Origin of the sequence: Mycolicibacterium cosmeticum, assembly GCF_000613185.1 — a bacterium.
Lineage (GTDB): Bacteria > Actinomycetota > Actinomycetes > Mycobacteriales > Mycobacteriaceae > Mycobacterium > Mycobacterium cosmeticum.
This window is the reverse complement of the sequence record NZ_CCBB010000002.1, coordinates 733466-758788: the sequence shown is the minus strand read 5'-3', so window position 1 is coordinate 758788 and position 25323 is coordinate 733466. Positions and strand designations below refer to the sequence as shown.

Genomic DNA, 25323 nt, shown 5'->3' with positions numbered 1-25323 from the left:
GCCATCGAGATCATGGTGAACGCGAACACCAGGCCCGCGGAGGTGACCACCGATCCGGTACCGCCCATGGACCGGATGATGCCGGTGTTCAGCCCGGCATGGATCTCCTCCTTGAACCGGGACACCAACAACAGGTTGTAGTCGGATCCGACGGCCAACAGGATGATCACCGACATCGCCAGCACCAGCCAGTGCAGCGGCTGGCCGATGATGTGTTGCCAGATCAGCACCGACAAACCGAATGATGTTCCGAGCGAAAGCAATACGGTGCCGACGATCACGGCGGCGGCCACCACCGCGCGGGTGATGATCAGCATGATGATGAAGATCAGGCACAGCGAGGCGATGCCCGCGATCATCAGGTCGTACTTGGACGCGTCGGCCATGTCCTTGAAGGTGGCGGCGGTGCCTGCCAGGTAGATCCTGGAACCCTCCAGCGGGGTGCCCTTGATCGCCTCCTTGGCGGCCTGCTTGATCGCCTCGATGTGCGAGATGCCCTCGGGGCTCATCGGGTCACCGTCGTGACTGATGATGAACCGCACCGATTTCCCGTCGGGCGACACGAAACTCTTCATGCCCCGCTTGAATTCGGGATTGTCGAAGGTTTCCGGCGGCAAATAGAACGAATCGTCGTTCTTGGCCGCGTCGAAGGCCTCGCCCATCGCCGACGAGTTGTCCTGCATCGCCGACATCTGATCCTGTATGCCCTTCTGGGTCTGATACATCGTCAGCATGTAGGTCTTCATGTTCTTCATCGTCGCGATCATCGACGGCATCAACGCCACCATCTGCGGCATCAACGTGTCCAGGCGCTCCATGTCCGGCATCAACTGCTGGATGTCGTCGGTCATGGTGTCGATCCCGTCCAGGGTGTCGAATATCGACCGGATCGCCCAGCACGACGGAATGTCGTAGCAGTGCGGCTCCCAGTACAGGTAGTTGCGGATCGGCCGGAAGAAATCGTCGAAATCGGCGATATGGTCCCGCAATTCGGCCACATCGACGGTCATGTTCTTCATCTTGGTGACCATCGAATGCGTGGTGGCCGCCATCTGGACCGTGATGCTCTGCATCTTGGTCATGTTGTCGATGGTGACCTGCATGTCGTCGGCCTGCTTGAGCATGTTGGCCATCATGTCCTGCTGGTACTTCTCGTTCATCTTCTGAGAAGTGCCCTGCATGCTGATCTGGAACGGGATCGAGGTGTGCTCGATCGGGGTGCCCTGCGGCCGCGTGATCGCCTGCACCCGACCGATACCCGGGGTGCGGAACACCGCCTTGGCGATCTTGTCGATCACCAGGAAGTCCGCCGAATTGCGCAGATCGTGATCGCTTTCGATCATCAACAGTTCCGGATTCATCCGCGCCTGGTTGAAATGCCGATCCGCCGCCGCGTAGCCGACGTTGGCCGGGATGTCGGCGGGCAGGTAATTGCGGTCGTTGTACCCGGCGCGGTATCCGGGCAGGGTGAGCAGGCCCACCATCGACAGCGCGATGGTGGCCACCAGCACCGGGCCGGGCCAGCGCACGATGAGCGCACCGATCTTGCGCCAGCCGCGGGTGCGCATCGCGCGCTTGGGTTCCAGCGTTTTGCCGAAGCGCGACGCCACGGTGACAACCGCGGGCCCCAGCGTCAGGGCCGCGAAGACCGCGACCATCATGCCGATGGCCAGCGGGATTCCGAGGGAGACGAAATAGGGGAGTTTGGTGAAGTGCAGGCAGAACGTCGCACCGGCGATGGTCATACCCGAGCCCAGGATCACATGCGCGGTGCCGTGATACATCGTGTAGTACGCGGTCTCGCGGTCCTCGCCGACACTGCGGGCCTCCTGGTAGCGCCCGATCAGGAAGATCGCGTAGTCGGTGGACGCCGCGATCGCCAGGGTCACCAGAAGGTTCGTCGCGAACGTTGAAAGCCCGATGATGTCGTGGTAGCCCAGGAAGGCGATGAATCCGCGGGTGATACCGAGTTCGACGGCGACCATGGCCAGCACCAGGAAGACCGTGACCACCGATCGGTAGATCAGCAACAGCATCACGATGATCACGGCGAAGGTCAGCATGGTGATCATCTGCATGCTGCGGTCGCCCGCGATGTGCTGGTCGGCCATCAGCGCCGACGGACCGGTGACGAACACCTTCAGCCCCGGCGGCGGGGTCATACCGTCGATGATCTTCTGGGTGGCCTCGACCGACTCGTTGGCCAGCGACTCACCCTGGTTACCGGCGAGGTAGACCTGCACGTAGGTGGCCTTGCCGTCGGCGCTCTGCGCGCCGGCCGCCGTCAGCGGGTCGCCCCACATGTCCTGGATGTGCTCGACATGTTTGGTGTCGGCTTCCAGCTTCTTGATCATCTCGTCGTAGAACTTGTGCTCGGCATCCCCGAGCTGATGATCGGCCTCCAGCACCACCATCGCCGAGCTGTCCGATTTGAATTCGGCGAAGTTGGCGCCGATGCGCTTCATCGAGATCATCGACGGCGCGGTGTCCGGACTCATGGACACCGACCGCATTTTCCCGACCTCTTCGAGCTGAGGCACGATCGCGTTGAACAACACCATGATGGCGAGCCAGCCCAGGATGATCGGCAGGGCCAGCGTTCGGATGGTGCGCGGGATGAAGGTGCGGTTCGGTTGCTTCACCGCCGGGATGGCGTCGGTCGGCGGATCGGTGGCGGCGGCACCCGGGGGCGTGGTCATGCCGACTTCACCAGGCAGTACGTGTGCGCACCGACGCCGTCCACGGTCCGTTCGTCCTTGACCTCGTCGTCGACGGTGATGCGGCAGGACAAGCTGTCACCGTCGCCTTGCGCGGAGATGGTGGGGAACACCGACGGTGCGGTGGTGCTCAGCGTCAACGTCCACGGCAGCGGGGCGTTGTCGGCCCGCTGCGGCTTGGCGTCGAGGTCCATGTAGTTGATGTTGGCGGTGGCGCCCGAGCCCCAGATCTCGTATTTGACGACCTTGGGGTCGAACGGTTCGCTCTCGTCGGAGGCGCTGTTCTCGGTCGAGACGTAACCGGGACCGGTGCCGAAGAACGTGCGGACCCGCATCACGGTGAACGTGGCGACGCCGACCACGATCACGATGACCAGTGGTATCCAGATGCGTTTGAGCACGTTCATCGAGTTCGAATTCCCCCGTTGGGTTGTTTCGCCGCGTTCACCAGGCGTCTTATGATCGCCACAGGTTAGCTTATGTAACTGAGAGCTTAGGCCATATAACAGAGTGACGTGCCGTACATATTTTGCAACGTCGACCACTCTTTCGCCAACGCATTCACCGGCCCCGCCTGACCCGCTCTACCTGTGCAAATGCCGTTGAGACCGCCGCCCCGCGCGGGATCGCGGCACCCCGATGCCCGGGCCGTTGCGCGGCGACGGAAGCCGTTCAGCCCATCCTCAGGTTGCCGGACCGGCCCGGCACGGGCCTACCCTGAGGTATATGAGGTCCAAACCGCTGGTGGTCCCCGCCCTGGCCGGCACGGCGCTGGCCGCGTTCACGCTCCTCGGTTGCAGCGGCGCCGCGACGGCCGTGGCCGACCCGGCAGTGCTGACTCCGGCGCCGAGTCCGGCGCCGGCTCCCGCGCCCGCGCCGCCGGCCGCGCCGAAGAACGTCATCGACCACGACGGCTCCTTCGTAGTGGGTACCGACATCGTCCCCGGCGTGTACGCCTCGGCCGGACCGGTCGGCGACGGCACGTGTTCGTGGCGCCGGATCGCCGCCGCGCCGGCCGGTCAGACCGGCGACACGATCGACCGGGCCTTCACACACGAGGCGCAGGTGGTCCAGATCGACGCCACCGACGGCACGTTCAAGACCACCGGCTGCCAGACCTGGCAGCTGACCGACCAGGCACCGCCAGGGCCGGGACTGCCGCCGGTGCTGCAGGGCCTCAAGCTCAAGGCCTATCTCGACGGCCTCAATCGCAACGCCGCGCAGTACAACGCCACTCATCCCGACGACCCGGCGGCGCCCAGCTCACCGGAACCCGCACCCGCACCAGGACCCGCGCCCGCCCCGACTCCCTGACCCGTTCACCGCGTCGTTGCCAGGAATCGCGCAGCGTTCACTTCGCGGCCGTCGACCCGTTGCGCTGATACCCTTTGCACGGAATCGGCCACGGAAAGAGTGTTGTGCGTAGCGGAGAGATCAAGGCCCTGACCGGCCTTCGCATCTTCGCCGCCGTCTGGGTGGTGCTCTTCCACTTCCGCCCGCTGCTGCACGAAGCCGCCCCGGATCTCAGCGAGGCGCTGGCACCGATCTTGAACTGCGGCGCCCAGGGCGTCGACCTGTTCTTCATCCTCAGCGGCTTCGTGCTGACCTGGACCTACATCGACAAGATGGGCAAGAACTGGTCCACCCGGGCCACCCTGCACTTCCTCTGGATGCGGCTGGCCCGGGTCTGGCCGGTCTATCTGGTCACGCTGCACCTGGCCGCCCTGTGGATCATCTTCACCCTCTACGTCGGGCACGTGCCGTCGGAGAACGTGCACACCCTCACCGCGGTGAGCTACATCCGGCAGCTGTTCCTGGTGCAGTTGTGGTTCCAGCCCTTCTTCGACGGCTCCAGCTGGGACGGGCCGGCATGGTCGATCAGCGCCGAATGGCTGGCGTACCTGCTGTTCGGCGGGTTGGTGCTGGTCATCTTCCGGCTGGCCAGGGCGACGCGGGCCCGCACCCTGCTGTGGCTGGCGTTCGCGGTGACGCTGCCGCCGGTGATGTTCCTGCTGGCCAGCGGGCACTTCTACACCCCCTGGAGCTGGCTGCCGCGCATCATCATGCAGTTCACCGCGGGCGCCATCGCCTGTGCCGCGGTACGCAGGCTCAATCCGTCCGACCGCACCCGCACCCTCGCCGGGGTGGCGGCGGTGCTCCTGGTCGCGGCCCTCATCGGTGCCCTGTACTGGTTCGACGCGCACCCGATCCCGGACGTGATCGACAGCGGCGGCGTGCTGGACCTGCTCTTCGTGCCGCTGGTGGTGACGCTGGCCATCGGCAGCGGCACCCTGCCCAGCCTGCTGTCGCTTCGGGCTCTGACCTACGGCGGGCAGATCTCGTTCAGCCTCTACATGGTGCACGAGATCGTGCACACCGCGTGGAACTGGGCGGTGCTGCAATTCGAGCTCACCCTTGCCGGGCCGGCCGGCAAATGGATTCTGGCGGGCCTGTTCGCGATCGCGTTTGCCGCGGCCGCCGCGCTGTATCACTTCGTCGAGGAACCGGCCCGCCGGTGGATGCGCAGGATGGTGGACGTCAAGGACGCCACGCCCACGGTCCAGCCGCTCGGCAGGGATGACCGCAAACTGTCCGCCTGAGCGTTCGCTGTGTTTCCGGACGTGACGAATAGCACTGCGCGGCAAACCAACTGACGGGTAGCCAGTAGGCTGTCGGCGGAGTTGATCTTGTCGATGCTCGAACCATCCGGGGACCTTGAGAGGGGAGACCGTTGCGCCGCTTTGCCGTGCTTGTGACGTCACTGGCGGTGGTGGCCGGACTGGTCACCATCCGTCCGGTCCAGGTGGTGACCGTCAGCCGGGACGCGCCGCTCAGCCACATCGCCGTGATCGGCGATTCCTACACCACCGGCACCAACATCGGTGGGATGGGCAACAAGGGGTGGCCGACCCAAGCCTGGCGGGACCTGGCGCGGCAGGGCAAGCCGGTGGCCGCGGACGTGGCGTCCGAAGGCCGGGCCGGATACGCGGTCCGCGGTGACCACGGCAGCCTGTTCGTGGACCTCACAGCCCGTGCTGTGCGGCCCGACGATGTCCTGGTGGTGTTCTTCGGTTCCCGCAACGACGAGCCGGCCGATCCGCTGGCGCTGAGCGGAATGGCTTGGAGCGCTTTCGATTCCGCCCGACGCGCGGCGCCGGCAGCCAAGCTGCTGGTGATCGGGCCGCCGTGGCCGACTGCCGACGTACCCGACAAGGTGCTGCAGATCCGCGACGCCCTCGGCAACGTTGCCCGGGCGTTCGGCGCGGTGTTCATCGACCCGATCGCCGAACGCTGGTTCGTCGGGCGTCCGGACCTGATCGGCTCCGACGGCGTGCATCCCACCGATGCCGGGCACACCTACCTGGCGGATCGGATCGCGTCGCTGGTCGGCGATCAGCTCCCCGCGGCGCCCTGAACCCGCGCCGCCCGGCGCCGGGCCTTGTCCTTGATGTCCTCGGGTAACGCGTCGGCGGCCAGCACCGACGGCAGCATGGCGCCCTCCAGGGTCAGGGCGCGGAACACCAGGCCGACGGTGATTCCATGGTCGGGCCGGTGGATCACCTCGATCGGGTCGCCGGCGCGCACCGTCCCCGGCGTGACCACCCGCAGGTAGGCCCCCGGAACCGCGGACGTGGTGAACGTCTTGACCCACCCGTTGATCTCCAGCCACAGCGCGAAGGTGCGGCAGGGAATCCGCGGGCGGGAGACCTCCAACTCCAAACCTCCGGATCCCACCCGCCACCGCTCACCCACCACGGCGCTGGTGACATCGACACCGGTGGTGGTGAAGTTCTCGCCGAACACCCCGTTGGCGATGTCCCGGCCGAGTTCCGTCTCCCAGGCGTCGAGATCCTCTCGCGCGTAGGCGTACACCGCCTGGTCGTCGCCGCCGTGGAAGGCCTGATTGCCGATCAGGTCACCCACCAAGCCGCTGCCCAGCCCGCCCTGCATGGGTCCGGGGGAGCGCACTTCGACCGCCCCGTCGACGGGTCGCTTGTCAATCCCGGTCTGCAAGCGGCCGTCATCGGGGCTGGTCCGCGGTTGGGCGATGTTCACCGTCAGCACGTGCGACATGAGCACCAGACTAGAGGGTGGGAAAGAATCGGGCCGATTTGATGCCTCCCCCAACGGAACCCGACCCGTCATCGTGACAAGGCATGAGCATTGTCAGTGCGGCCACGCCGCCGGCCGCCGCCGACCGGCGCCCCGTGGTGGTCACCGATGCGCGGCGCCGGGAGGTGTTCGAACCCGCCGCGGCCACCCGCGGTGGCGCCGTGGGTGCGTTGCGCAGGGTGCTGCACTGGCCGCTCGGCATCTACACCACCCCGGTGCTGATCGTCATCGTGTGGGAAATCCTGGCCGGCGCAGGTGTTCTGGCGCCGGCCTACGCGCCGGCACCGACCGACATCCTGCGCACCGCCGCCGAACTGTGGCGCGACGGGGTGCTCGGCCCGGACCTGGTGATCTCGCTGCAGCGGGCCGGTCTGGGACTGGCCATCGGGCTGGCGGTCGGCATCACCGCCGGGGTGCTGGGCGGGTTGTTGCGCAGCGGTGAGTACGTGTTCAACGGCGTGGCGCAGATACTGAACACCATCCCGCTGCTGGCGGTGCTGCCGTTGTTCGTGGTGTGGTTCGGCATCGACGAGTTGACGAAGGTTCTGCTGATCGCGTTCGGTGCCGGCGTGCCGATGTATCTCAACCTGTTCGCGGCCATCCGGGGTGTCGACCAGCGGCTGATCGAGATGGCCAGGACCACCGGCGCCGGAGTGTGGCGGGTGGTCAGCAGGGTGTTGCTGCCCGGGTCGCTGCCGGGTTTCCTTGTCGGACTGCGCTTCTCGCTTGCCTACAGCATCCTCGGGCTCGTCGCGGCGGAGACCGTCAACGCCGACGCCGGCCTGGGCTTCCTGATCACCCAGGCGCAAACCTACCTGCAGACCAACAAGGTGTTCGTGGGTCTGTTGATCTACTCCCTGCTCGGGCTGACGGCCGACCAGTTGGTGCGCACGTGTGAGCGCGTGCTGTTGCGGTGGCGCCCCAGTTTCGAGGCGGTGTGACCGGCTCCGTGGCGAGCGTGCCGCGCCAGCTGACCGGGGTGCTCGTCGAACGGGTTGTCCGCCGCTTCGGTGACCGGGTGGTGCTTGATCGGCTCGACCTGCGGATCGACCACCAGGAACTGGTCGTGCTCCTCGGCCCGTCCGGATGCGGTAAGAGCACGCTGCTGAGATTGCTGGCCGGCCTGGACAAACCCGACGGTGGCCGCATCGAAGTGCCCGCCAAGCGCGCGGTGGTCTTCCAGGCCGATCGCCTGCTGCCGTGGCAGCGCGTCCTGCGTAACGTCACGCTCGGTCTGCACGGCGCCGACGCGGACGACCGGGCCCGCCGCGCACTGCGGGAAGTCGGCCTGCAAGGACGCGAAAAGGCGTGGCCCAAGGAGCTTTCCGGCGGTGAAGCGCAGCGCGTCGCGCTGGCCAGAGCGCTGGTCTCGGAACCGGAACTGGTGTTGCTCGACGAACCGTTCGCCGCGTTGGACGCCATCACGCGGGTCAGGATGCACGATCTCGTGCGCGACCTGCGTCGCGTGCATGCGGCCTCGATGCTGTTGGTCACCCACGACGTCGACGAGGCCATCGCGCTGGCCGACCGCATCGTGGTGATGAGCGGCGGCCGCATCGGTACCGAGCACCGGGTGCAGCTGCCCGCCGCGGAGCGCGAAGCCGGCACCGCCCGCGAAGAACTGCGGGCGGCACTGCTGACCGACCTCGGCCTGGCCAGCCGGCACTGAAACCCCATCACGGAGGAGATCCCATGCCCACCAGAATATTTCGGCTCACCGCGGCCGCCCTGCTGCTCACCGTGGCGGCGACGGCCACGGCGTGCGGCGCACCGACCGGAAGCGGTGACGCCCCGCTGAGCGGCTCGGGCGGAGCCGAGCACCCGGAATGGAGCCAGTACACCTTCACCCTCGGTGACAACGGCGGTGATGGCAGCGAGGAATTGGCAAGGGTGACGGGCGCTTTCGACGGCGCCCCGTACAAGGTCAAGTTCGCGCGGTTCGACTACGGGCCGCCACTCGTGCAGGCCACCGCCACCGGTGACATCGACCTGGGGTATGTGGGCACCGTGCCCCCGATCACCGGGGCGGCCAAGCAGTTCGGCTTCAAGATCGTCGCCACCCAACACGGTGTCGACCGCACCAAGGCCGCCGAGAACATCATCGTGCCCAAGGACTCACCGATCCGGACGCTGGCCGATCTGAAAGGCAAGAAGATCGCCATCCCGCAGGGCAGTTCGGCCCACGGCCTGGCCCTGCTCGCGCTCAAGAGCGTCGGGCTGACACCCAAGGACGTCGAGCTGGTCTACCTCAGCCCGGCCGCCGGTGCGACCGCCTTCAACACCGGCAAGGTGGATGCCTGGTCGATCTGGAACCCGCCATCGGCCATCGCGGTCAGGAACGGCGCCCGGATCATCGCCAAGGGGCTGCCACCGATCGACCAGGTGAACAACTATTACGTCGCCACCGAGAAATCCCTTAACGACCCGGGGCGGCGGGCGGCGCTGGCCGACGTGCTGACCCGCGTCGCCAGGATCTTCACCTGGGCGCAACAGCATCCCGACGAATACGCCAAGGCCATCGCCAAGGAGACCGGGGTATCGCTGGAGGACGCCCGCACCACCGTGGACGCCTACTCGTTCAAGATCACGGCCGTGCAGCCCGAGGATATCCAGGCCGAGCAGGCGCTCAGCGACGCGTTCTTCGAAGCGGGGGAGATCACCAAGAAGGTCGACGTCACCCAACTCACCGACAACCTGCTGCCGGCCGACTTCGACAGCGCCAAGGTGTCATGACCGCCACCCGGGAGAACCGCGAGCTGCACCTCAACGCCTTCGTCATGGAGGCCGGCCACCACGAGGCCGCCTGGCGGCTGCCCGAGAGCAACCCGCGCGCCGACTTCGACCTGGCGCACTGGATCGCGCTGGCCCGGCTGGCCGAGGACGCCAAGTTCGACGCGTTGTTCCTGGCCGACGGCCCGGCGCTGACCGGAACCGGCGAGTTCCGGCCGCCCGGGCAGCTGGAGCCGCTCACCCTGCTCACCGCCCTGGCGCAGCACACCAGCCGCATCGGTCTGATCGCGACGGTGTCGTCGACCTACAACGAGCCCTACAACCTCGCCCGCCGGCTGGCCTCGGTCGACCACGTCAGCGGCGGCCGGGCCGGCTGGAACATCGTCACCTCGGCCGGCGCCGACGAGGCAGCCAACTTCGGTCTCGCCGACCGGCCCAGCCACGCCGAGCGATACGCCAGGGCCGACGAATTCCTGCACGCCGCCAAGGCGTTGTGGGACAGCTGGGAAAGCGGCGCCGTCCTCGGCGACAAGGCGCGCGGCCGGTACGCCGACCCGCGCCGGTTGCACAAGATCGAGCATCGGGGAACGTACTTCCGCATCGCCGGTCCGCTCAACGTCGAACGACCGCCCCAGGGATACCCGCTGCTGGTGCAGGCCGGATCCTCGGAGGACGGCCGCGGTTTCGCGGCCCGGCACGCCGAGGCCATCTTCACCGCACATCAGACCTATGAGCGGGCCGCGGACTTCTACGCCGATATCAAAGCGCGGGCCCGGGCCGCCGGCCGTGACCCCGACGGCATCCTGGTGCTGCCCGGTATCGTGCCGTTTCTGGGCGGGACGGAGGCCGAAGCCCGCGCGCTGGCCGCACAATTCGACGAACTGCGGGTGCCGGAGTACGGGCTGGCGCAGCTGGCCTGGAACTTCGAGACCGATCCGTCGGTGTTCGAACTGGACGAGCCGCTACCGGACTTCCTGCTGACCCGTCCGAAAATCCAAGGCTCACAGAGCCGCACGGATCTCATCGTCGAGCTGGCGCAGCGCGAGAACCTGACGGTGCGCCAGATCCTGTCCCGGCTGGGCGGCGGGCGCGGGCATTTCACCTTCGTCGGCACCCCCGAACAGGCCGCCGATACCATCCTGGCCTGGTTCGAAGGGGGCGCGGCCGACGGGTTCAACATCATGGCACCCGCGCTGCCCTCGGGCCTGCAGGCCTTCGCCGAGCACGTGTTGCCGATTCTGCGGCGCAAGGGCGTCTTCCGCGAGGAGTACCGCGGCACCACGCTGCGCGAGCACTACGGACTTCCGGTTCCGGCCAATCAGTTCGCCCCGACCCCGGGAGGCCGGTGATGTCCGGAACCGATACCGCCGAACATCTTTCGGCCGACGTTCTGGTGATCGGTGGGGGACCGGCGGGAACCTGGGCCGCCATCAAGGCGGCCCAGGCCGGCGCCACGGTGGTGCTCGTGGACAAGGGGTACACCGGCGCCAGTGGCGCGACCGCGTCGGTGGGCACCGGTATCTGGTACGTGGACGACGTCCCGGAACTGCGCGAGGCGGCGATGGCCAGTCGTGAAGCGCTGGGCGGTCACCTCGCCGACCGGGACTGGATGGCGCGGGTGCTGGACGAAACGTTCGACAGGATGCACGAACTCGGCCGCGTGCAGCGCTACCCGTTCCCGGTGGATGCCGCGGGCCGAACCCTTCGGGGTGACCTACAGGGCCCGGAGTACATGCGTCGCCAGGGCACCCGGGTGTCCCGGCTGGGGGTGCGGATCCTCGACCACACCCCGGCGTTGGAACTGCTGCTCGACGAGGACGGTGTGGTGTCCGGCGCCGTCGCGCTGGACCGGCGCACCGGCGGCACCGTCCGGATAGCGGCCGGCGCCGTGGTACTGGCGACGGGAGGCTGCGCCTTCCAGTCGAAGACGCTGGGCTGCGATGTCGACACCGGTGACGGCGCCCTGATGGCGGTGGAGGCGGGCGCCGCCCTGTCGGGCATGGAGTTCTCCAGCGCCTATGCCATCGCGGTCAAGGGCACCTCGCTGACCAAGACGGCGTATTACTCGTGGGCCAGCTTTCTATCGTGCGGACAAGACGGTGCTCGAGGGCGCCGCCAGCTACGGTGGCCGTTCGGTGATCGCGAAAACACTGCTGTCCGAACCGGTCTACGCCCGCATCGACCGGGCCACCGAAGCCGAGCAGCTCGCCATGCGCAAGGGCCAACCCAACTTCTTCCTGGTCTTCGACCGGCTCGGCATCGACCCGTTCACCGACCATTTCGAGATCACGCTGTTGGCCGAGGGCACGGTGCGCGGCACCGGCGGTGTGCGGGTGGCCGGAAACGACTGTGCCACCGACGTTCCCGGCCTGTACGTCGCCGGCGACACCGCGACCCGGGAACTCATCTGCGGTGGATTCAGCGGCGGCGGCAGCCACAACGCCGCGTGGGCGGCGTCGTCGGGCAGTTGGGCCGGTCAAGGCGCGGCGGCGTTCGCCGCCGCCCGGTCCGGCACGGGCCCGCTGCACGGCGCGGGCACCGCGGGCCTGCGCCCGCACGGTCGCGTCGCGCTGGATCACCGCGCCGTGGTGGCCGAGGTGCAGCGGCAGGTGCTGCCCTACGACGTGAACTATCTGCGCCACGGTGACCGGCTGCGCACCGCCCTGGATTCCCTGGAGCGTGCGTGGGCCGCCGTCCGGCAGGGCCTCGGCGGCACCGGTGAGGATGTCTTCCGGGCGCGCGAGGCGGCGGCGATGCTGGCCCACGGCCGCTGGATGTTCCACGCCGCGCTGGCCCGCACCGAGAGCCGCGGCATGCACAAACGGCGCGACCGGCCCGGGCTGGATCCGGCCCAGCGACACCGCCTGCTGACCGGCGGGCTCGACGCGCTGTGGAGCAGGCCGGAGCCGGGCGCCCTGGGCCGGGCCGCATGATCGAGGTGGTCGTCAGCCGGCGGTGTATCGCCTGCGACCGGTGCGTCGACGTCTGCCCGACCCGGGTGTTCGACCGCGGCGCTGACGGCATCCCGGTGATCGCCCGCCAGGGTGACTGCCAAACCTGCTTCCAATGCGAGGCCTACTGCCCGACCGACGCCCTGTTCGTGGCGCCGCACGCGACACCGGAGCCGGCCGGCTCCCGGTTGCGGGACCAGGGGTTCCTCGCCGAACACGATCTGCTCGGCGCCTACCGGCGAGAACTGGGCTGGGGTGGCGGACGGCCGCTCGGGGCGCGGACCGCCGTCGGCCCGGCGTTTCCGGATTGAACGCTCAGAACACCCGCTGTGCGACGAAGTCGGCCGCCTCGGCGGGTGCCTCCGTGCGGGCGTAATTACCGTGCACCAGGCTGATCCCGCCGCCGCCCGCGCAGATCAGGTCGCCGGGCAGGCAGATGTTGATCGTCTTGTCCGCGACCAGTGGGCCGATCACCACCGGCGGTGCGCCGAGCGTGCTGACCACACCGTCCGACGGCGTGCCGAACAGCGCCACCGCGGCGATATGCCGGGCCGTCTGCGCCGACATCGGCCCGTTGATCCCCTCGGGCACGATGTAGCCGGGTGGGATGGCCGGGCCGGTGACATAGCCGATCACGGCCGCGCCCTGGGAGCTGCCGCCGAGCACCAACTTGGTGTTCGGGCAGTTCGCCGCCATCGCGTTGACGTGGTTCATCGCGTCGATCACCCCGTCGGAGGCGGTCGGAAAGTCGTTGCTGGCCGGGTAGTTCACCGCGTAGTCGGTCACCGTGCGGGACCCGGCGCGGGCCCGGACCTCGTTCACGAAAGCCTGCCCGACGGAACCCAGCCCGGGTGGCTCGGTCGTCCCGCGGGCGAAGGTCACGTCCACGTCGGGACAGGGATCGGCTGCCGCGCTCGGGGCGCCCGGGAAGACGGCCAGTGCCAAGCCCAGCGCGGTGCCCAATGCGGAGGCCAGCGCGCCCAGCAGCGCCCCATTCGCGGACCGATCCCACCGGCCGCGGGCCGCTCCACCGTCGCTCGTGTTCATCCGGTTGCTCCCAAATTCTCGCCCAGCGGTCATGGTAGTGGGGCGGCCGGGCCCGACTCGCCGCCTACCCTGACCTCATGTTCATCACCCCCCGCTACGGAGACGGTGCCCTGGCCGATCTGCTGCCGTCGGTGCTCGGTGCGCTCGGCGTGCCGGGCGAGCACGACCGGATCGGCCTCGGGTTGGGTGACGTCCGCCGGGTGGCGGTGCTGCTGGTCGACGGGATGGGCGCCGAACTGGTGGCGGCCCGGCGCGAGGCCGCACCGTTTCTGGACGGTGTCGCGGGCCGGACACTGACCGCGGGGTTCCCCAGCACCACCGCGGCCAGCCTGGCGTCGCTGGGCACCGGTGTACCTGCCGGGGAACACGGGCTGGTCGGCTATCTGCTCGCCGTGCCGGGCCACGAACGGATGATGAACCCGCTCAAATGGCGGCTGATGGGCCAGGGGCCTCGCGTCGACCTGCTCAAAGAGATTGTGCCAGAACAGTTCCAACCGTTACCGACGGCGTTCGAGCGGGCGGCGGCCGCCGGTGTCGCCGTCACACAGGTGGCGCCGATGTATCAGGCCGGTTCCGGGCTGACGCGGGCGGCGTTGCGGGGCGGGGAGTTTCGGCCGAACTTCTCGGCGGGGGACCTGGTCGACGGTGTCCTCACCGCGTTGCGCGCCGGTGACCGTGCCCTGGTCTACGCCTACCACGGTGACCTGGACATGACCGGGCACGTGCGCGGGCCGGCGTCGGAGGCCTGGGCGCTGGAATTGGCCCACATCGACCTGACGATCCGCGCCATCGCCGAGCGGCTGCCCGCCGATGCCGCCCTGCTGGTAACCGCCGACCACGGAATGGTGCACGTCGAATCACCGGTGGACTTCGATCGGGAACCTTTGCTGCGCAACGGTGTTCGCGGCCTCGGTGGCGAACCGCGAGCGCGGCACGTCTACGCCGAGCCCGGCGCCGGACCCGACGTGGCCGCCGCCTGGCGCGAGCGGCTCGGCACCGATTTCACGGTGCTCACCCGCGAGGAAGTGATCACTGCCGGTTGGTTCGGTCCGGCGGTCGGTGCGCACGTCGCGCCGCGCATCGGCGATGTCGTGGCGGTGGCCCACGGCAACGGTGCGGTCATCCGGTCCGGTGTCGAACCGCTGCAGTCGAATCTCGTCGGCCACCACGGGTCGCTGACCGCGGCGGAGATGCTGGTCCCGCTGTACGTGATTCGATAGCGCCTGTGCAGACGCTCATCGACCTAGACAACGCGCGGCCCTTCGCCGTCCCGATCCTCGATCCGGGGCCGGGCGCGACGATGGTCGAGGGCCTGCTCGTCGAGGGGCCGCAGGGCTGGGGGGAGTTCAGCCCACGCCACGATGCCGACGCCGGGGAACTCGGTCGCTGGCTGACCGCGGCCACCGAGCCGGGCACCATCGGCTGGCCCGATGCCGTCCGGGGCCGGGTGCCGGTGGCGGTCAGCGTGCCGGCCGTCGGCGCGGCCCGGGCGCGCGACATCGTGCGGGCGGCCGGCTGCGCGACCGCCGATGTCGAGGTGGCCGACCCGGCCCGCGGGCTCGCCGGCGACGTGGCACGGGTGGCCGCGGTGCGCGCCGAGCTGGGAACGTCGGGGCGCATCCGCTGCGACGCCCGCGGGCGCTGGGAGCCGGCCGAGGCGGTGAACGCGATCGCGGCGCTGGATCAGGCCGCCGGCGGCTTCGAGTTCGTGGCCCAGCCGTGCCGCGACCTGCAACAGGTGGCGTGGGTGCGGGCCAGGGTGGCGGTCCGGATCGCCACCGACGCCACCGCCGCCCACGATCCGCACGGCCTGCGGGATGCCGCCGATGTCGCCGTGCTGCGCTGCGGCCGCCTGGGCGGGGCGCGCCGGGCGCTGCGGGTCGCCGAACTGATGGACCTGCCGTGTGTGGTGGTTTCCGACGCCTGGACCGGGATCGGCGTGGCGACCGGTCTGGCCCTGGCCGGTGCCCTGCCGGAGCTCGACTACGCCGCCGCCCTGAGCACCCGGCTGCTGCTGGGCGGCGATGTGGTGGGCGACGCCCGCTCCCTGGTGCCGGTGGACGGCAGCCTGCCGGTGGCGCCCATGCCGCCGGGTCCGGATCCCGACCTGCTGGGGCGGTTCGCGCTGACCGATGCCGCCCGAATTGAACGCCTGCGTCAACAGTTGCGCGCGGCAACTGCACAATAGGGGCCATGACGCGAACGCGGTCGGGGGCCGCCCCGCAGGTGCTGCTGGCGCAGGCGCTGGCCCCGGCAAACCGGGCGGACCCGTATCCGGTGTACCGGCAACTGCGTGAGCACGGTCCGCTGCACCTGCCGGAAGCCAATCTCATGGTGCTGTCCTCGTATGCCCACTGCGATGCCGTGCTGCGGCATCCGGCGTCGGCCAGCGACCGGAACAAGTCGACCATCGCGCAGCGCCAGCTCGCCGACGGCAAGCAGCCGAGGCCCTTCGGGCTGGCCGGTCTGGTCGACCAGCGGCGGACGCCGGCGTTCTTGTTCCTGGATCCGCCGGACCACACCCGGCTGCGCAAGCTGGTCGTCAAGGCGTTCGCGCCACGGGTGATCAGCGCGATGCAGGCCGAGATCACCGCGGTGGTGGACGATCTGCTGGACACCGCGCAGCAGAACGGCGAATTCGACGCGGTGACGGGCCTGGCCTATCCCCTCGCGGTCGCGGTGATCTGCCGGCTGCTCGGGGTGCCGGTCGAGGACGAGCCCCAGTTCGGCCGGGCCAGCACCCTGCTCGGACAGACCGTCGACCCGTTCCTCGCCGCCACCGGCGTGCCGGAGGGTTTCCACGAGCGCATCGAGGCCGGGAAGTGGCTGCGCTCCTATTTCCGCGAGCTCATCGGGCGCCGGCGCCGCGCCCCGGGCGATGACCTGATCTCGGCGCTGGTCGCCGTCGAGGAATCCGGTGACCAGCTCACCGAGGACGAGATCATCTCGACCTGCAACCTGTTGCTGATCGCCGGCCACGAGTCGACGGTGAGTCTGATCGCGACGGCCATCTTGGTGATGTTGCGCAACCGGGCGCAGTGGACGGCGCTCGGCGCCGACCCGGGGCGCGCCGCCCGGGTGGTGGAGGAGACGCTGCGCTGGGACCCGCCGGCCCAGCTGTTGGGCCGGATCGCCGCCGAGGACATCGTCCTGCCGGACGTCACCGTCCCCAAGGGCGACACCATGATCGTGCTGCTGGCCGCCGCCCACCGCGACCCCGCCGTCAACGCCCGCCCGGACGATTTCGATCCGGACCGCGCCACGATCCGGCATCTGGGCTTCGGGCACGGCACGCATTTCTGCCTGGGGGCCGCGCTGGTCCGGATGGAGGCCTCGATCGCGTTGTCCGCGGTGACGGCCCGCTTCCCGGACGCCCGGCTGGCGGGGGAGCCGGTCTACAAGCCCAACGTGACACTGCGCGGCATCTCGTCGCTGCCGGTGCAGATCTAGGCAGCCTCAGTCCTGGACGGCCTTGGCGATCGCCACGCAGGTGGTCAGCCAGTGCGGGTCCGGTTCGGCCCGCTCGGTCAGCTCCCACATCGCGTTGTGCATCACCCGCACCGTCACCCAGGCCCGGGCCCGGTCGGCGTCCAGCCCGGCCGCGTCGACCAGGGCATAGAACCGGCGCCGCACACCGTCGCGGACGTACCCGGTCAGCTCGTCCCACCGGTTCCACAGCATCGGCGCGAGCTCGTAGTGCGGGTCACCGTTCATCGGTTTCGGGTCGATCACCAGCCACGGTTCCCGGTCGGCGGCCAGCACGTTGGCGTAATGCAGGTCGCCGTGGATCAGTGTCCCGCCGGATGCGGGGTCGGTGGCGAAATCGTCGCCCAGGCTGATCGCCTGTTCCACCAGCCGTCGCGGCACCGCCGCGTTGCGGGGCAGCGCCCGCAGCCCGGCCGTCCACTCCCGGACGAAGCCGGCCAGCGGTCGCAGCTGCGGCAGGGCGGCGACGTGGATGCGCCCGTACAGCTCGGCGACCACCTCGCACGCCTCGATATCCCACAGCTCCTCGAGGTTCCGGTCCTGTAGCCGCTCCAGCAGCATGGACCGGGAATGGGGATCGGCGCGCAACAGCCGGACCGCACCGGAACCGCCCCAACGGCGCAGGGCCAGATGCTCGTGCTCGGATTCGGCGTCGGGGAAGGACACCTTCAGCACGGCGGAATCGCCGTCTGCGGTGCGCACCGGCAGCACGATCGAGCAGAACCCGTGATCGGGTGTGCCGTCGGGGGTCAGGTTCCAGCCGTCCAGCGCTGCGGTGACCACGGCGGGCAGGCGATCCACCCAGGCCTGCCACTGCGGTCCCCGTCCGGCCATGGCCGTCACCGCGTCGGGAAGGGCGATCACCGTCCCATCCTGCCAGCGGGTCCCGGATACGCGCCCCTGGCCTGCACGCCGGCGGGCTTCTTTGACAGACTGGTCGGCATGGCACAGATAACCATCAAGGGAAACCCCATCCACACCGTCGGCGAGCTTCCTGCTGTGGGAGCGCCGGCGCCGGCTTTCTCCCTCACCGGCACCGATCTGGGGCCCGTCACCAGCGACCAGTTCAGCGGTAAGTCCGTTGTGCTGAACATCTTCCCGTCGGTCGACACCCCGGTGTGCGCCACCAGCGTCCGGACTTTCAACGAGCGGGCCGCCGCCGGCGGTGCCACCGTGGTCAACGTGTCCAAGGACCTGCCCTTCGCGCAGAGCCGGTTCTGCGGTGCCGAGGGCCTGGAGAACGTCATCGCCGCGTCGGCGTTCCGGGACAGCTTCGGTGAGGACTACGGCATCACCCTCGTCGACGGTCCGTTCGCGGGCTTGCTGGGCCGGGCCGTCGTGGTGATCGGTGCCGACGGCAACGTCGCCTACACCGAACTGGTACCCGAGATCGCGCAGGAGCCGAACTACGACGCCGCGCTCGCGGCGGTGAAGTAAACCCCCGCCACACACGCCGTAAAAGCGCCGGTTCGCACAGCGAATCGGCGCTTTTTCGTATCGGCGGTCACCGTTCGGTTACGGTATTGCATCTCATCAGCGTTGTGCCGCATGGAATTTGGGTTGCTGGCCTAGCGGGCGGTAGAAATGTTTGCAGTGGCCGTCAATTTCGGGGTCACGCCGTGAATCCCGCGTCAGTTGCAGAGAGTTGAGGTTCGGATGAAACGCATCTGTGCCTTGTTGATCGGCTTGGCAGTGTTGCTGGCCACCCCCGGTATCGCCGCGGCGGACCCGTTCGGCCGGCCCGCACGCAACCAGCAGGCGATCGACTTCGTCATCGCGCGGGCGTTGTCCCAGCGCGGGGTTCCCTACACCTACGGCGGCGGCAACGCCAATGGGCCGACTCGCGGTGTGCCGCAAGAGGTCACACCGCTGGCCGCCGACCCCGCCACCGGTTTCGGCACACCCCAGGTCGCCGCCGGGGCCCCGGGATTGGTCCCGGGTCTGAACTTCCCCGGGCTGGCAGCACCGGCGGCCGCGGCCGCGCCGACCGTCGACCCCAACGCCAACGTGGTCGGGTTCGACGCGTCCGGTCTGATCGTCTACGCCTTCGCCGGTGTCGGGCTCAAACTGCCCCGGTCCTCCGGCGAGCAGTACAAGGTGGGCCAGAAGGTGCTGCCGTCGCAGGCGCTGCCCGGTGACCTGATCTTCTTCGGGCCCGACGGCACCCAGAGCGTGGCCCTGTTCCTGGGCAACGGCCAGATGCTGGAGGCCACCAGTCCGGCGGTCACGGTGTCGCCGGTGCGCACGGACACGATGGCGCCGTACCTGGTTCGCCTCATCGCCTGACCCGTCTCGACGGCGACTTGTGCACGTCCTGTCACCTCTGGGGTGACAGGACGTGCACAAGTCGCTGATTGCGTTGGGGTGATCAGCTCAGTACCGGCAGCGACGCGTCCCGGCGCAACACGAAGAAGTAGGGCCGGGACACGCCGCGCAGATCCATCGCGCCGATCACCTCGTCGTCGGACAGTCTGCGGAAGACGTCGTTGATGGGCAGTTGGTCGTAGATCATCGTGGCGGTGTCGACGTCCCGGTACCGGGTGGTGCGCAGCCGGGCCTTGGGAGCGGAGGTGCGCAGGATCGGTCGCAGCGTGGCGATCGGCCGCTGCAGCGACACGGTTTTCAGAATCGGCAGCTTGCTGGTCGGGCCGAGTCCGGCGAAGGCGAGCAGCGGGTTCATCGCCCACAGTCCGGTGCGGTCGGCGGTGGGAAACAGCAGCGGATGAACCTTCTCGGCACCCAGGAACTGCTTGCCCCACCAGCCACTGGCGGCAAGCAACCCATCCAGCGGATGGCCGGTCGGCAGTTCGGCGCCGCGCCAGCTGCCGAGCATGAAGTCGGGATCCACCGCAGGGGCGGCGTCGAACACGTCGAGTGCCTCGGCGGTGGTGGTGGGCACGGTCGGCAGAACGTCCTGGGCGAGCATCCCCCGAGATTACTTGACAGGCGTCAAGTTGGGCAATGTCAGGCGCCGACGTAGGCCGCCAGATGCTCGCCGGTCAGCGTGCCGCGCTGCTCGACGAGGGTACGCGGCGTTCCCTCGAACACCACCCGGCCGCCGTCGTGTCCCGCGCCGGGGCCCAGGTCGATGATCCAGTCCGCATGCGCCATCACCGCTTGATGGTGCTCGATCACGATGACCGACTTGCCGGCGTCGACGATGCGGTCGAGCAGCGCCAGCAGCTGCGCGACATCGGCCAGATGCAGGCCCGAGGTCGGCTCGTCCAGGACGTAAATGTCAGCCTTCTCGCCCAGATGGGTGGCCAGCTTCAACCGCTGCCGCTCCCCGCCGGACAGCGTGGTCAGCGGTTGGCCCAGGGTGAGATACCCGAGACCCACATCGGCCAGGCGTTCCAGGATCTTGTGCGCCGCCGGCAGGGACGCCGCGAAGAAGTTCACCGCCTCGGACACCGGCATCGCCAGAACCTCACTGATGTTGCGGCCGTCCAAGGTGTACTCGAGAACCGAGGCGTCGAACCGTCGCCCCTCACACTCCTCGCAGGTGGTGGCCACCCCGGCCATGATGGCCAGGTCGGTATAGATGACGCCGGCGCCCTTGCACGTGGGGCAGGCGCCTTCCGAATTGGCACTGAACAGTGCCGGTTTCACACCGTTGGCCTTGGCGAACGCCTTGCGGACGGGCTCGAGCAGTCCGGTGTACGTCGCCGGGTTGCTGCGCCGCGAGCCCCGGATGGGGGACTGGTCGACGGCCACCACGCCGTCCCGCCCGGCCACCGACCCGTGGATCAACGAACTCTTCCCGGACCCGGCCACCCCGGTCACCGTCACGAGTACACCGAGCGGGATGTCGACGTCCACTCCGGCCAGGTTGTGGGTGTCGGCACCGCGCACCTCCAGCGCACCGGTGGGTTCGCGTGTGGTGTCCTTCAACGTGGCGCGGTAGTCGAGATGCCGCCCGGTCAGGGTGGGGCTCTTGCGCAGTTGTGCCACGGTCCCTTCGAACACCACCTCGCCGCCCGCGGCGCCCGCGCCCGGGCCGAGGTCCACGACGTGATCGGCCACCGCGATCGCCTCGGGCTTGTGTTCGACCACCAACACGGTGTTGCCCTTGTCCCGCAACCGCAGCAGCAGGTCGTTCATCCTGGCGATATCGTGCGGATGCAGACCGACGGTGGGCTCGTCGAACACGTAGGTGACATCGGTCAGTGACGATCCGAGCTGGCGGATCATCTTGACCCGCTGGGCTTCCCCGCCCGACAGCGTCCCCGACGGCCGGTCCAGTGAGAGATACCCCAGCCCGATCTCGACGAAGGAGTCCAGGGTGTGGCGCAGCGCGGTGAGCAGCGGTGCGACGGTGGGCTCCTCGATACCGGCGATCCACTCGGCCAGGTCACTGATCTGCATGGCGCACACGTCGGCGATGTTGCGGCCCTTGATCTTCGACGAGCGAGCCAGCTCCGACAGCCTGGTGCCGCCGCACTCCGGGCACACGGTGAAGGTCACCGCCCGTTCGACGAACGCGCGGATGTGCGGTTGCATCGCGTCGACGTCCTTGGACAGGAAGGACTTCTGGATGGTCGGGATCAGGCCGGCGTAGGTGAGATTGATCCCGTCGACCTGAATCTTGGTGGGCTCCTTGTGCAGCAGCGCGTCCAGTTCCTTCTTGGTGAACTTGCGGATCGGCTTGTCCGGGTCGAAGAACCCGCAGCCCCGGAAGATGCGGCCGTACCAGCCCTCCATGCTGTACCCGGGGATGCTCAACGCCCCTTCGTTGAGCGACTTGGAGTCGTCGTACAGGGCGGTCAGATCGATATCGTTGATCGTGCCGCGGCCCTCGCACCGCGGGCACATGCCACCGGTGATGCTGAACTCGCGACGCTCTTTGACGGTCTTGCCGCCGCGTTCCATCTTCACCGCCCCGGCGCCGCTGATCGAGGCCACGTTGAACGAAAATGCCTGCGGTGAACCGATATGCGGTTTGCCCAGCCTGCTGAACAGGATGCGCAGCATCGCCCCGGTATCGGTGGCGGTGCCGACGGTGGAGCGGGGGTCGGTGCCGAGCCGCTGCTGGTCGACGATGATGGCGGTGGTCAGGCCGTCGAGCACGTCGACGTCGGGGCGGGCCAGCGTCGGCATGAACCCCTGCACGAAGGCGCTGTAGGTCTCGTTGATCAGGCGCTGCGATTCGGCGGCAATGGTGTCGAACACCAGCGAACTCTTACCCGAACCGGAGACCCCGGTGAACACCGTCAAGCGGCGCTTGGGCAATGCGATGCTCACATCTTTGAGATTGTTCTCCCGCGCACCGGTGACCCGGATCCGGTCATGGCTGTCGGCAACCGCTTTCATCGTGCCGTGTTCAGCTCGATCGCCGCCAGCACCAGCGCGGTGAGCGCGCCCTCGTCGATCTCGTCGGTTTCACGAATATCGATGGCCCGCCGGGTGTTTCCGGTCAGGCTGGAATTGAAAAGCCCGCTGGGGTCGGGCAGCTCGGCACCTTTGGCGAAGGTCAGTTTGACGTAGTCCTTGTAGGTCTCCCCGGTGCAGATCATGCCGTCGTGCGACCACACCGGCACGCCCCGCCATTTCCATTCCTCGACGACATCGGGGTCGGCCCGGCGGATCAACTCCCGCACCCGGGCCAGCGTGTCACCGCGCCAGTCGGACAGTTCGCGGATCCGTTCGTCGATCAGGGCGGTCGCCGAGTCGCCATCAGGTGTCGTCGCCATTGCTGACACTCCTTTCTCAGTGCACTTCCTGGATGCGGATCATGGTTCCCGCCGGGTCACGCACGGCGCAGTCGCGGACGCCGTAGGGCTGGGCGGTCGGCTCTTGGACGATGTCGGTGTCGGTGGCCTGCAACCGTTCGAAGGTGGCGTCGAGATCCTTGGTGGCCAGCACGATGATGGCGTAGGTGCCCTTGGCCATCATCTCGGCGATCGTGCGCCGTTCCTCGTCGGTGATGCCGGGATCGGCGGCCGGTGGGTGCAACACGATCGAGGTGCCCGGCTGGTTCGGCGGGCCGACGGTGATCCAGCGCATCTTGCCCGCGCCCACATCCAGGCGGACCTCGAATCCGAGGATGTCGCGGTAGAACGCCAGCGACTCCTCCGGGTCGTCGTGCGGCAGAAAGGTGTTGTGGATGGTGATGTCGGTGTTCGGCATGGAGTTCACGCTAGGTGCAGGCCCACCGCCGGGGCTTCTCGATTCCTGATCGGTTTGGTCACGTTCTTCTCCAGACAGGACGGCAGCCCCTGGGTGGCGCCCGCGGTCTGCTCCCGGTACACGCTGGGTGGCACACCCACCAGCTCGGTGAACCGGGTACTGAAGGTGCCCAGCGACGAACAGCCCACCGCGAAGCACACTTCGGTGACCGTACGGTCGCCGCGGCGCAGCAGCGCCATCGCCCGCTCGATGCGCCGGGTCATCAGGTAGGAGTAGGGCGACTCGCCGAAGGCGAGCTTGAACTGCCGCGACAGGTGCCCGGCGGACATGTTCACCCCGCGCGCCAGGGCCTCGACGTCCAGCGGCTGGGCGTACTCGCGGTCCATCCGGTCGCGCACCCGGCGCAGCAGCTTGAGGTCGCGCAGCCGCTGCTCCATGGAGTCCATATCCGGACTCTACTAACGTCGGGGGATGCGCTGGATCGTCGATGCGATGAACGTGATCGGATCGCGGCCCGACGGCTGGTGGCGGGACCGGCACGGTGCCATGGTCGCACTGGTGACGCGGCTGGAGGCCTGGGCCGCCGACGGCGATCAGGTGACGGTGGTCTTCGAACGGCCGCCCACACCGCCCATCGGGTCCGCGTCGATCCGCATCGCGTATGCCCCGGCCGCGGGCGCCGACTCCGCCGACGACGAGATCGTCCGGTTGCTCCGGGACGACCCCGGCTCCGGTGCGATCACCGTCGTGACCTCCGATGCCACCCTGGCCGGGCGGGCCCGCGCCGCCGGCGCCCAGGTGTACCCGGCGTCCGGCTTTCGCGCCCTGCTGGAGGCGTCAGCTCGATGATCGGTCGATCAGGGCCTCCCGCAACGTCTTTCGATCCGGCGCTGTGCCGACCGTTGCCGCCGGGTTCAGTGCACGAACCTGCCGTGCCGTCAGGTGGGGTAGCACCGACCGCACGATATGCCGGGGCGGCATGAACCGGGACAGCGTGTGCCGCGGCCGGTCGCTGGTGTACACGAACGTCGCCGAGTACCGGTCGCCGCCGGTGGGTGCCTTGATCCGGTGCAGCAAGCGGGCGGTGTCCGCGTAGACCGCGGTGCCGGCGGGTCCGGTCACGCTGTGCCAATCCGACGCCGGGACCGTCGCGGACACCGCCGCGTCGGGCAGGAACGTGAGGCCGGGACGCACCCGCAGGGTCTGGCGGGCCAGGTCGCTGGCCGGCTGGCTGAGAAACTCGAACGGTCCGGTGTCGGCGTCGACATCGGTCAGGTAGACGATGATCTTCAACATCCGCCGGTCCTCGACATCGAAGTGCCAGTGCCGGACCGGATGCCGGGAGCCGGTGGGGACGGCCCGTTCGGCACGTACCTCCAGCCCGAGATAGCGCACCGGTAGCCCGATATGGCTCTCGGCGATGTCGAGATTGTCCTCGGCCAGTCCCCACAGGAACAGGGCCGGGTCGTCCTCCAGCAGGTGCAGCGGCAGGTACCCGACGGTGTCGGTGGGGTGGTGCCGGCGCAGCCAGTCGACCGCCTGCCCCGCGGCGGCCGCGGCACGGGCATCGAGGTGCACCGGACGTGTGGCGATATCACGCAACCGCAGCTCTTGCGCGACGGCTTCGTCGCCGTCTTTCAGCGTCGGCAGCACCGAACTGTGGCGTGCCCGGCGCGTTTCGTAATTGCGTGTTGACCGGTTTCTGAAAGCCGCGGAATTCGACAGGCGCATGCCGAAATCGGAAATTCGAAGGCGTAACCCGGCGGCGAATTCGGCGCGCGAATCATCGTCAAGGCGTCGTGACCGACTCAACTGCCAACCTCTCTCATGCCGGTCAGACGACGCCGGACCCGCTGCCGGTGACGCACTGAAAGCGCTTGGTACCAGGCATCATACGACCATTTCTGCGGTCCGCGCACAGCGGTGTGGCGCGCCGCATCCGCGGTGCGGGGTGCGCTTGCCGGCGGCGGTTGTCTCGCAAATCGGATGTCATTCGCCGCCCGTCCCGGAGCAACCCGGATCGGGGGAGAATCGGCACGTGAACACCGTGATCTGACGCCGGCGATAAATAGCCGTTCATTACCCGGCAAATTGCAACCGCGAACCTATGAATTCTGATAGACATGTTATGTGTTGCGAATTCTGAGTGCCGG

The 25323-nt window shown here is 68.5% G+C and carries 25 protein-coding genes and 1 pseudogene; 15 read left to right on the top strand and 11 right to left on the bottom strand.

Going from position 1 to position 25323, the window contains the following annotated elements; all coding sequences use genetic code 11:
• A partial coding sequence (locus BN977_RS18985; RefSeq protein ID WP_036400244.1) for an MMPL/RND family transporter occupies positions 1-2699 on the bottom strand: 2699 nt, incomplete at its 3' end.
• Positions 2696-3124, bottom strand: coding sequence for an MmpS family transport accessory protein (locus BN977_RS18980; protein ID WP_036400242.1), 429 nt, complete (start codon positions 3122-3124; stop codon positions 2696-2698). The genes BN977_RS18980 and BN977_RS18985, both read right to left, overlap by 4 nt.
• Positions 3125-3443: 319 nt before the next feature.
• On the opposite strand from BN977_RS18980, the gene BN977_RS32485 reads away from it, so the two are divergent.
• The 3 genes from BN977_RS32485 (at position 3444) to BN977_RS18965 (ending at position 6132) form a co-directional block, all read left to right on the top strand.
• Positions 3444-4031, top strand: a complete 588-nt coding sequence (locus BN977_RS32485; RefSeq protein ID WP_051561662.1) for an Rv1352/Rv1906c domain-containing protein — start codon at positions 3444-3446, stop codon at positions 4029-4031.
• A 104-nt stretch (positions 4032-4135) separates the two neighbouring features.
• Positions 4136-5317 (top strand): acyltransferase family protein, encoded by a 1182-nt coding sequence (locus BN977_RS18970; protein WP_036400239.1) that lies wholly within the window; start codon positions 4136-4138, stop codon positions 5315-5317.
• 131 nt (positions 5318-5448) lie between these two features.
• Positions 5449-6132 carry an Rv0518 family GDSL lipase gene (locus BN977_RS18965; protein WP_036400236.1) on the top strand — a complete coding sequence of 228 codons (684 nt, stop codon included), beginning with the start codon at positions 5449-5451 and terminating at the stop codon, positions 6130-6132.
• On the opposite strand, the gene BN977_RS18960 is transcribed toward BN977_RS18965, so the two are convergent.
• Positions 6111-6791, bottom strand: a complete 681-nt coding sequence (locus tag BN977_RS18960) for an MOSC domain-containing protein (protein WP_036400233.1) — start codon at positions 6789-6791, stop codon at positions 6111-6113. The two genes, BN977_RS18965 and BN977_RS18960, sit on opposite strands and share 22 nt — an antisense overlap.
• Positions 6792-6874: 83 nt before the next feature.
• Between BN977_RS18960 and BN977_RS18955 the strand changes: the two genes are divergently transcribed.
• The 6 genes and pseudogenes from BN977_RS18955 (at position 6875) to BN977_RS18930 (ending at position 12822) form a co-directional block, all read left to right on the top strand.
• Complete coding sequence (locus BN977_RS18955) at positions 6875-7771, top strand: ABC transporter permease (protein ID WP_036400231.1); 897 nt, start codon at positions 6875-6877, stop codon at positions 7769-7771.
• Positions 7768-8499, top strand: a complete 732-nt coding sequence (locus tag BN977_RS18950; protein ID WP_051561658.1) for an ABC transporter ATP-binding protein — start codon at positions 7768-7770, stop codon at positions 8497-8499. Before BN977_RS18955 ends, BN977_RS18950 begins: the two co-directional genes overlap by 4 nt.
• Positions 8500-8522: 23 nt before the next feature.
• The gene (locus BN977_RS18945; protein ID WP_036400228.1) at positions 8523-9563 is read left to right on the top strand and encodes an ABC transporter substrate-binding protein; all 1041 of its coding nucleotides are present in this window, start codon (positions 8523-8525) and stop codon (positions 9561-9563) included.
• Positions 9560-10909, top strand: coding sequence for an LLM class flavin-dependent oxidoreductase (locus tag BN977_RS18940; protein WP_036400225.1), 1350 nt, complete (start codon positions 9560-9562; stop codon positions 10907-10909). Before BN977_RS18945 ends, BN977_RS18940 begins: the two co-directional genes overlap by 4 nt.
• A pseudogene (locus tag BN977_RS18935) lies at positions 10909-12493 on the top strand (FAD-dependent oxidoreductase). The gene BN977_RS18940 and the pseudogene BN977_RS18935 overlap by 1 nt, the downstream one beginning before the upstream one ends.
• Entirely contained in the window at positions 12490-12822 is a 333-nt protein-coding gene (locus BN977_RS18930) for a 4Fe-4S dicluster domain-containing protein (RefSeq protein ID WP_036400584.1), read from the top strand. The pseudogene BN977_RS18935 and the gene BN977_RS18930 overlap by 4 nt, the downstream one beginning before the upstream one ends.
• A gap of 4 nt (positions 12823-12826) precedes the next feature.
• On the opposite strand, the gene BN977_RS18925 is transcribed toward BN977_RS18930, so the two are convergent.
• Positions 12827-13558 (bottom strand): cutinase family protein, encoded by a 732-nt coding sequence (locus BN977_RS18925; protein WP_084172609.1) that lies wholly within the window; start codon positions 13556-13558, stop codon positions 12827-12829.
• A gap of 77 nt (positions 13559-13635) precedes the next feature.
• On the opposite strand from BN977_RS18925, the gene BN977_RS18920 reads away from it, so the two are divergent.
• From BN977_RS18920 to BN977_RS18910, 3 genes are read left to right on the top strand one after another with little or no spacing between them, the layout of a single operon-like run.
• A complete protein-coding gene (locus BN977_RS18920) occupies positions 13636-14778 on the top strand; it encodes an alkaline phosphatase family protein (protein ID WP_109790234.1) in 1143 nt (380 codons plus the stop codon).
• Between the two features lie 5 nt (positions 14779-14783).
• Positions 14784-15746: an enolase C-terminal domain-like protein gene (locus tag BN977_RS18915; protein WP_036400222.1), complete on the top strand. Its 963-nt coding sequence runs from the start codon at positions 14784-14786 to the stop codon at positions 15744-15746.
• A gap of 5 nt (positions 15747-15751) precedes the next feature.
• A complete protein-coding gene (locus BN977_RS18910; protein WP_036400220.1) occupies positions 15752-17008 on the top strand; it encodes a cytochrome P450 in 1257 nt (418 codons plus the stop codon).
• A gap of 6 nt (positions 17009-17014) precedes the next feature.
• On the opposite strand, the gene BN977_RS18905 is transcribed toward BN977_RS18910, so the two are convergent.
• Entirely contained in the window at positions 17015-17908 is an 894-nt protein-coding gene (locus tag BN977_RS18905) for an aminoglycoside phosphotransferase family protein (RefSeq protein WP_036400217.1), read from the bottom strand.
• A 78-nt stretch (positions 17909-17986) separates the two neighbouring features.
• Between BN977_RS18905 and tpx the strand changes: the two genes are divergently transcribed.
• A complete protein-coding gene (gene tpx / locus BN977_RS18900; protein ID WP_024455906.1) occupies positions 17987-18481 on the top strand; it encodes a thiol peroxidase in 495 nt (164 codons plus the stop codon).
• A 219-nt stretch (positions 18482-18700) separates the two neighbouring features.
• A complete protein-coding gene (ripD, locus tag BN977_RS18895) occupies positions 18701-19330 on the top strand; it encodes an NlpC/P60 family peptidoglycan-binding protein RipD (RefSeq protein ID WP_024455907.1) in 630 nt (209 codons plus the stop codon).
• Positions 19331-19412: 82 nt separating this feature from the next.
• Here the strand turns inward: ripD and BN977_RS18890 are convergent, their stop codons facing one another.
• Genes BN977_RS18890 through BN977_RS18870 form a run of 5 tightly spaced genes read right to left on the bottom strand, consistent with a single transcriptional unit; the run spans position 19413 to position 23616 of the window.
• Entirely contained in the window at positions 19413-19970 is a 558-nt protein-coding gene (locus BN977_RS18890) for a DUF4334 domain-containing protein (protein WP_036400214.1), read from the bottom strand.
• A gap of 38 nt (positions 19971-20008) precedes the next feature.
• Entirely contained in the window at positions 20009-22354 is a 2346-nt protein-coding gene (locus BN977_RS18885) for an ATP-binding cassette domain-containing protein (protein WP_036400212.1), read from the bottom strand.
• Positions 22351-22734: a DUF1801 domain-containing protein gene (locus tag BN977_RS18880; protein WP_051561656.1), complete on the bottom strand. Its 384-nt coding sequence runs from the start codon at positions 22732-22734 to the stop codon at positions 22351-22353. The genes BN977_RS18885 and BN977_RS18880 overlap by 4 nt, the downstream gene beginning before the upstream one ends.
• A gap of 16 nt (positions 22735-22750) precedes the next feature.
• Positions 22751-23170: a VOC family protein gene (locus tag BN977_RS18875; RefSeq protein WP_024455070.1), complete on the bottom strand. Its 420-nt coding sequence runs from the start codon at positions 23168-23170 to the stop codon at positions 22751-22753.
• Positions 23171-23175: 5 nt separating this feature from the next.
• Positions 23176-23616 (bottom strand): helix-turn-helix transcriptional regulator, encoded by a 441-nt coding sequence (locus BN977_RS18870; RefSeq protein WP_024455071.1) that lies wholly within the window; start codon positions 23614-23616, stop codon positions 23176-23178.
• A 25-nt stretch (positions 23617-23641) separates the two neighbouring features.
• Here BN977_RS18870 and BN977_RS18865 point away from each other — a divergent pair, with 25 nt between their 5' ends.
• On the top strand, positions 23642-24019 hold the full coding sequence (locus BN977_RS18865; protein WP_024455072.1) for an NYN domain-containing protein: 378 nt from the start codon (positions 23642-23644) through the stop codon (positions 24017-24019).
• Here the strand turns inward: BN977_RS18865 and BN977_RS31515 are convergent.
• Positions 24008-24823, bottom strand: coding sequence for a phytanoyl-CoA dioxygenase family protein (locus BN977_RS31515; protein WP_131590172.1), 816 nt, complete (start codon positions 24821-24823; stop codon positions 24008-24010). The genes BN977_RS18865 and BN977_RS31515 overlap by 12 nt on opposite strands.
• Positions 24824-25323: the final 500 nt, after the last annotated feature.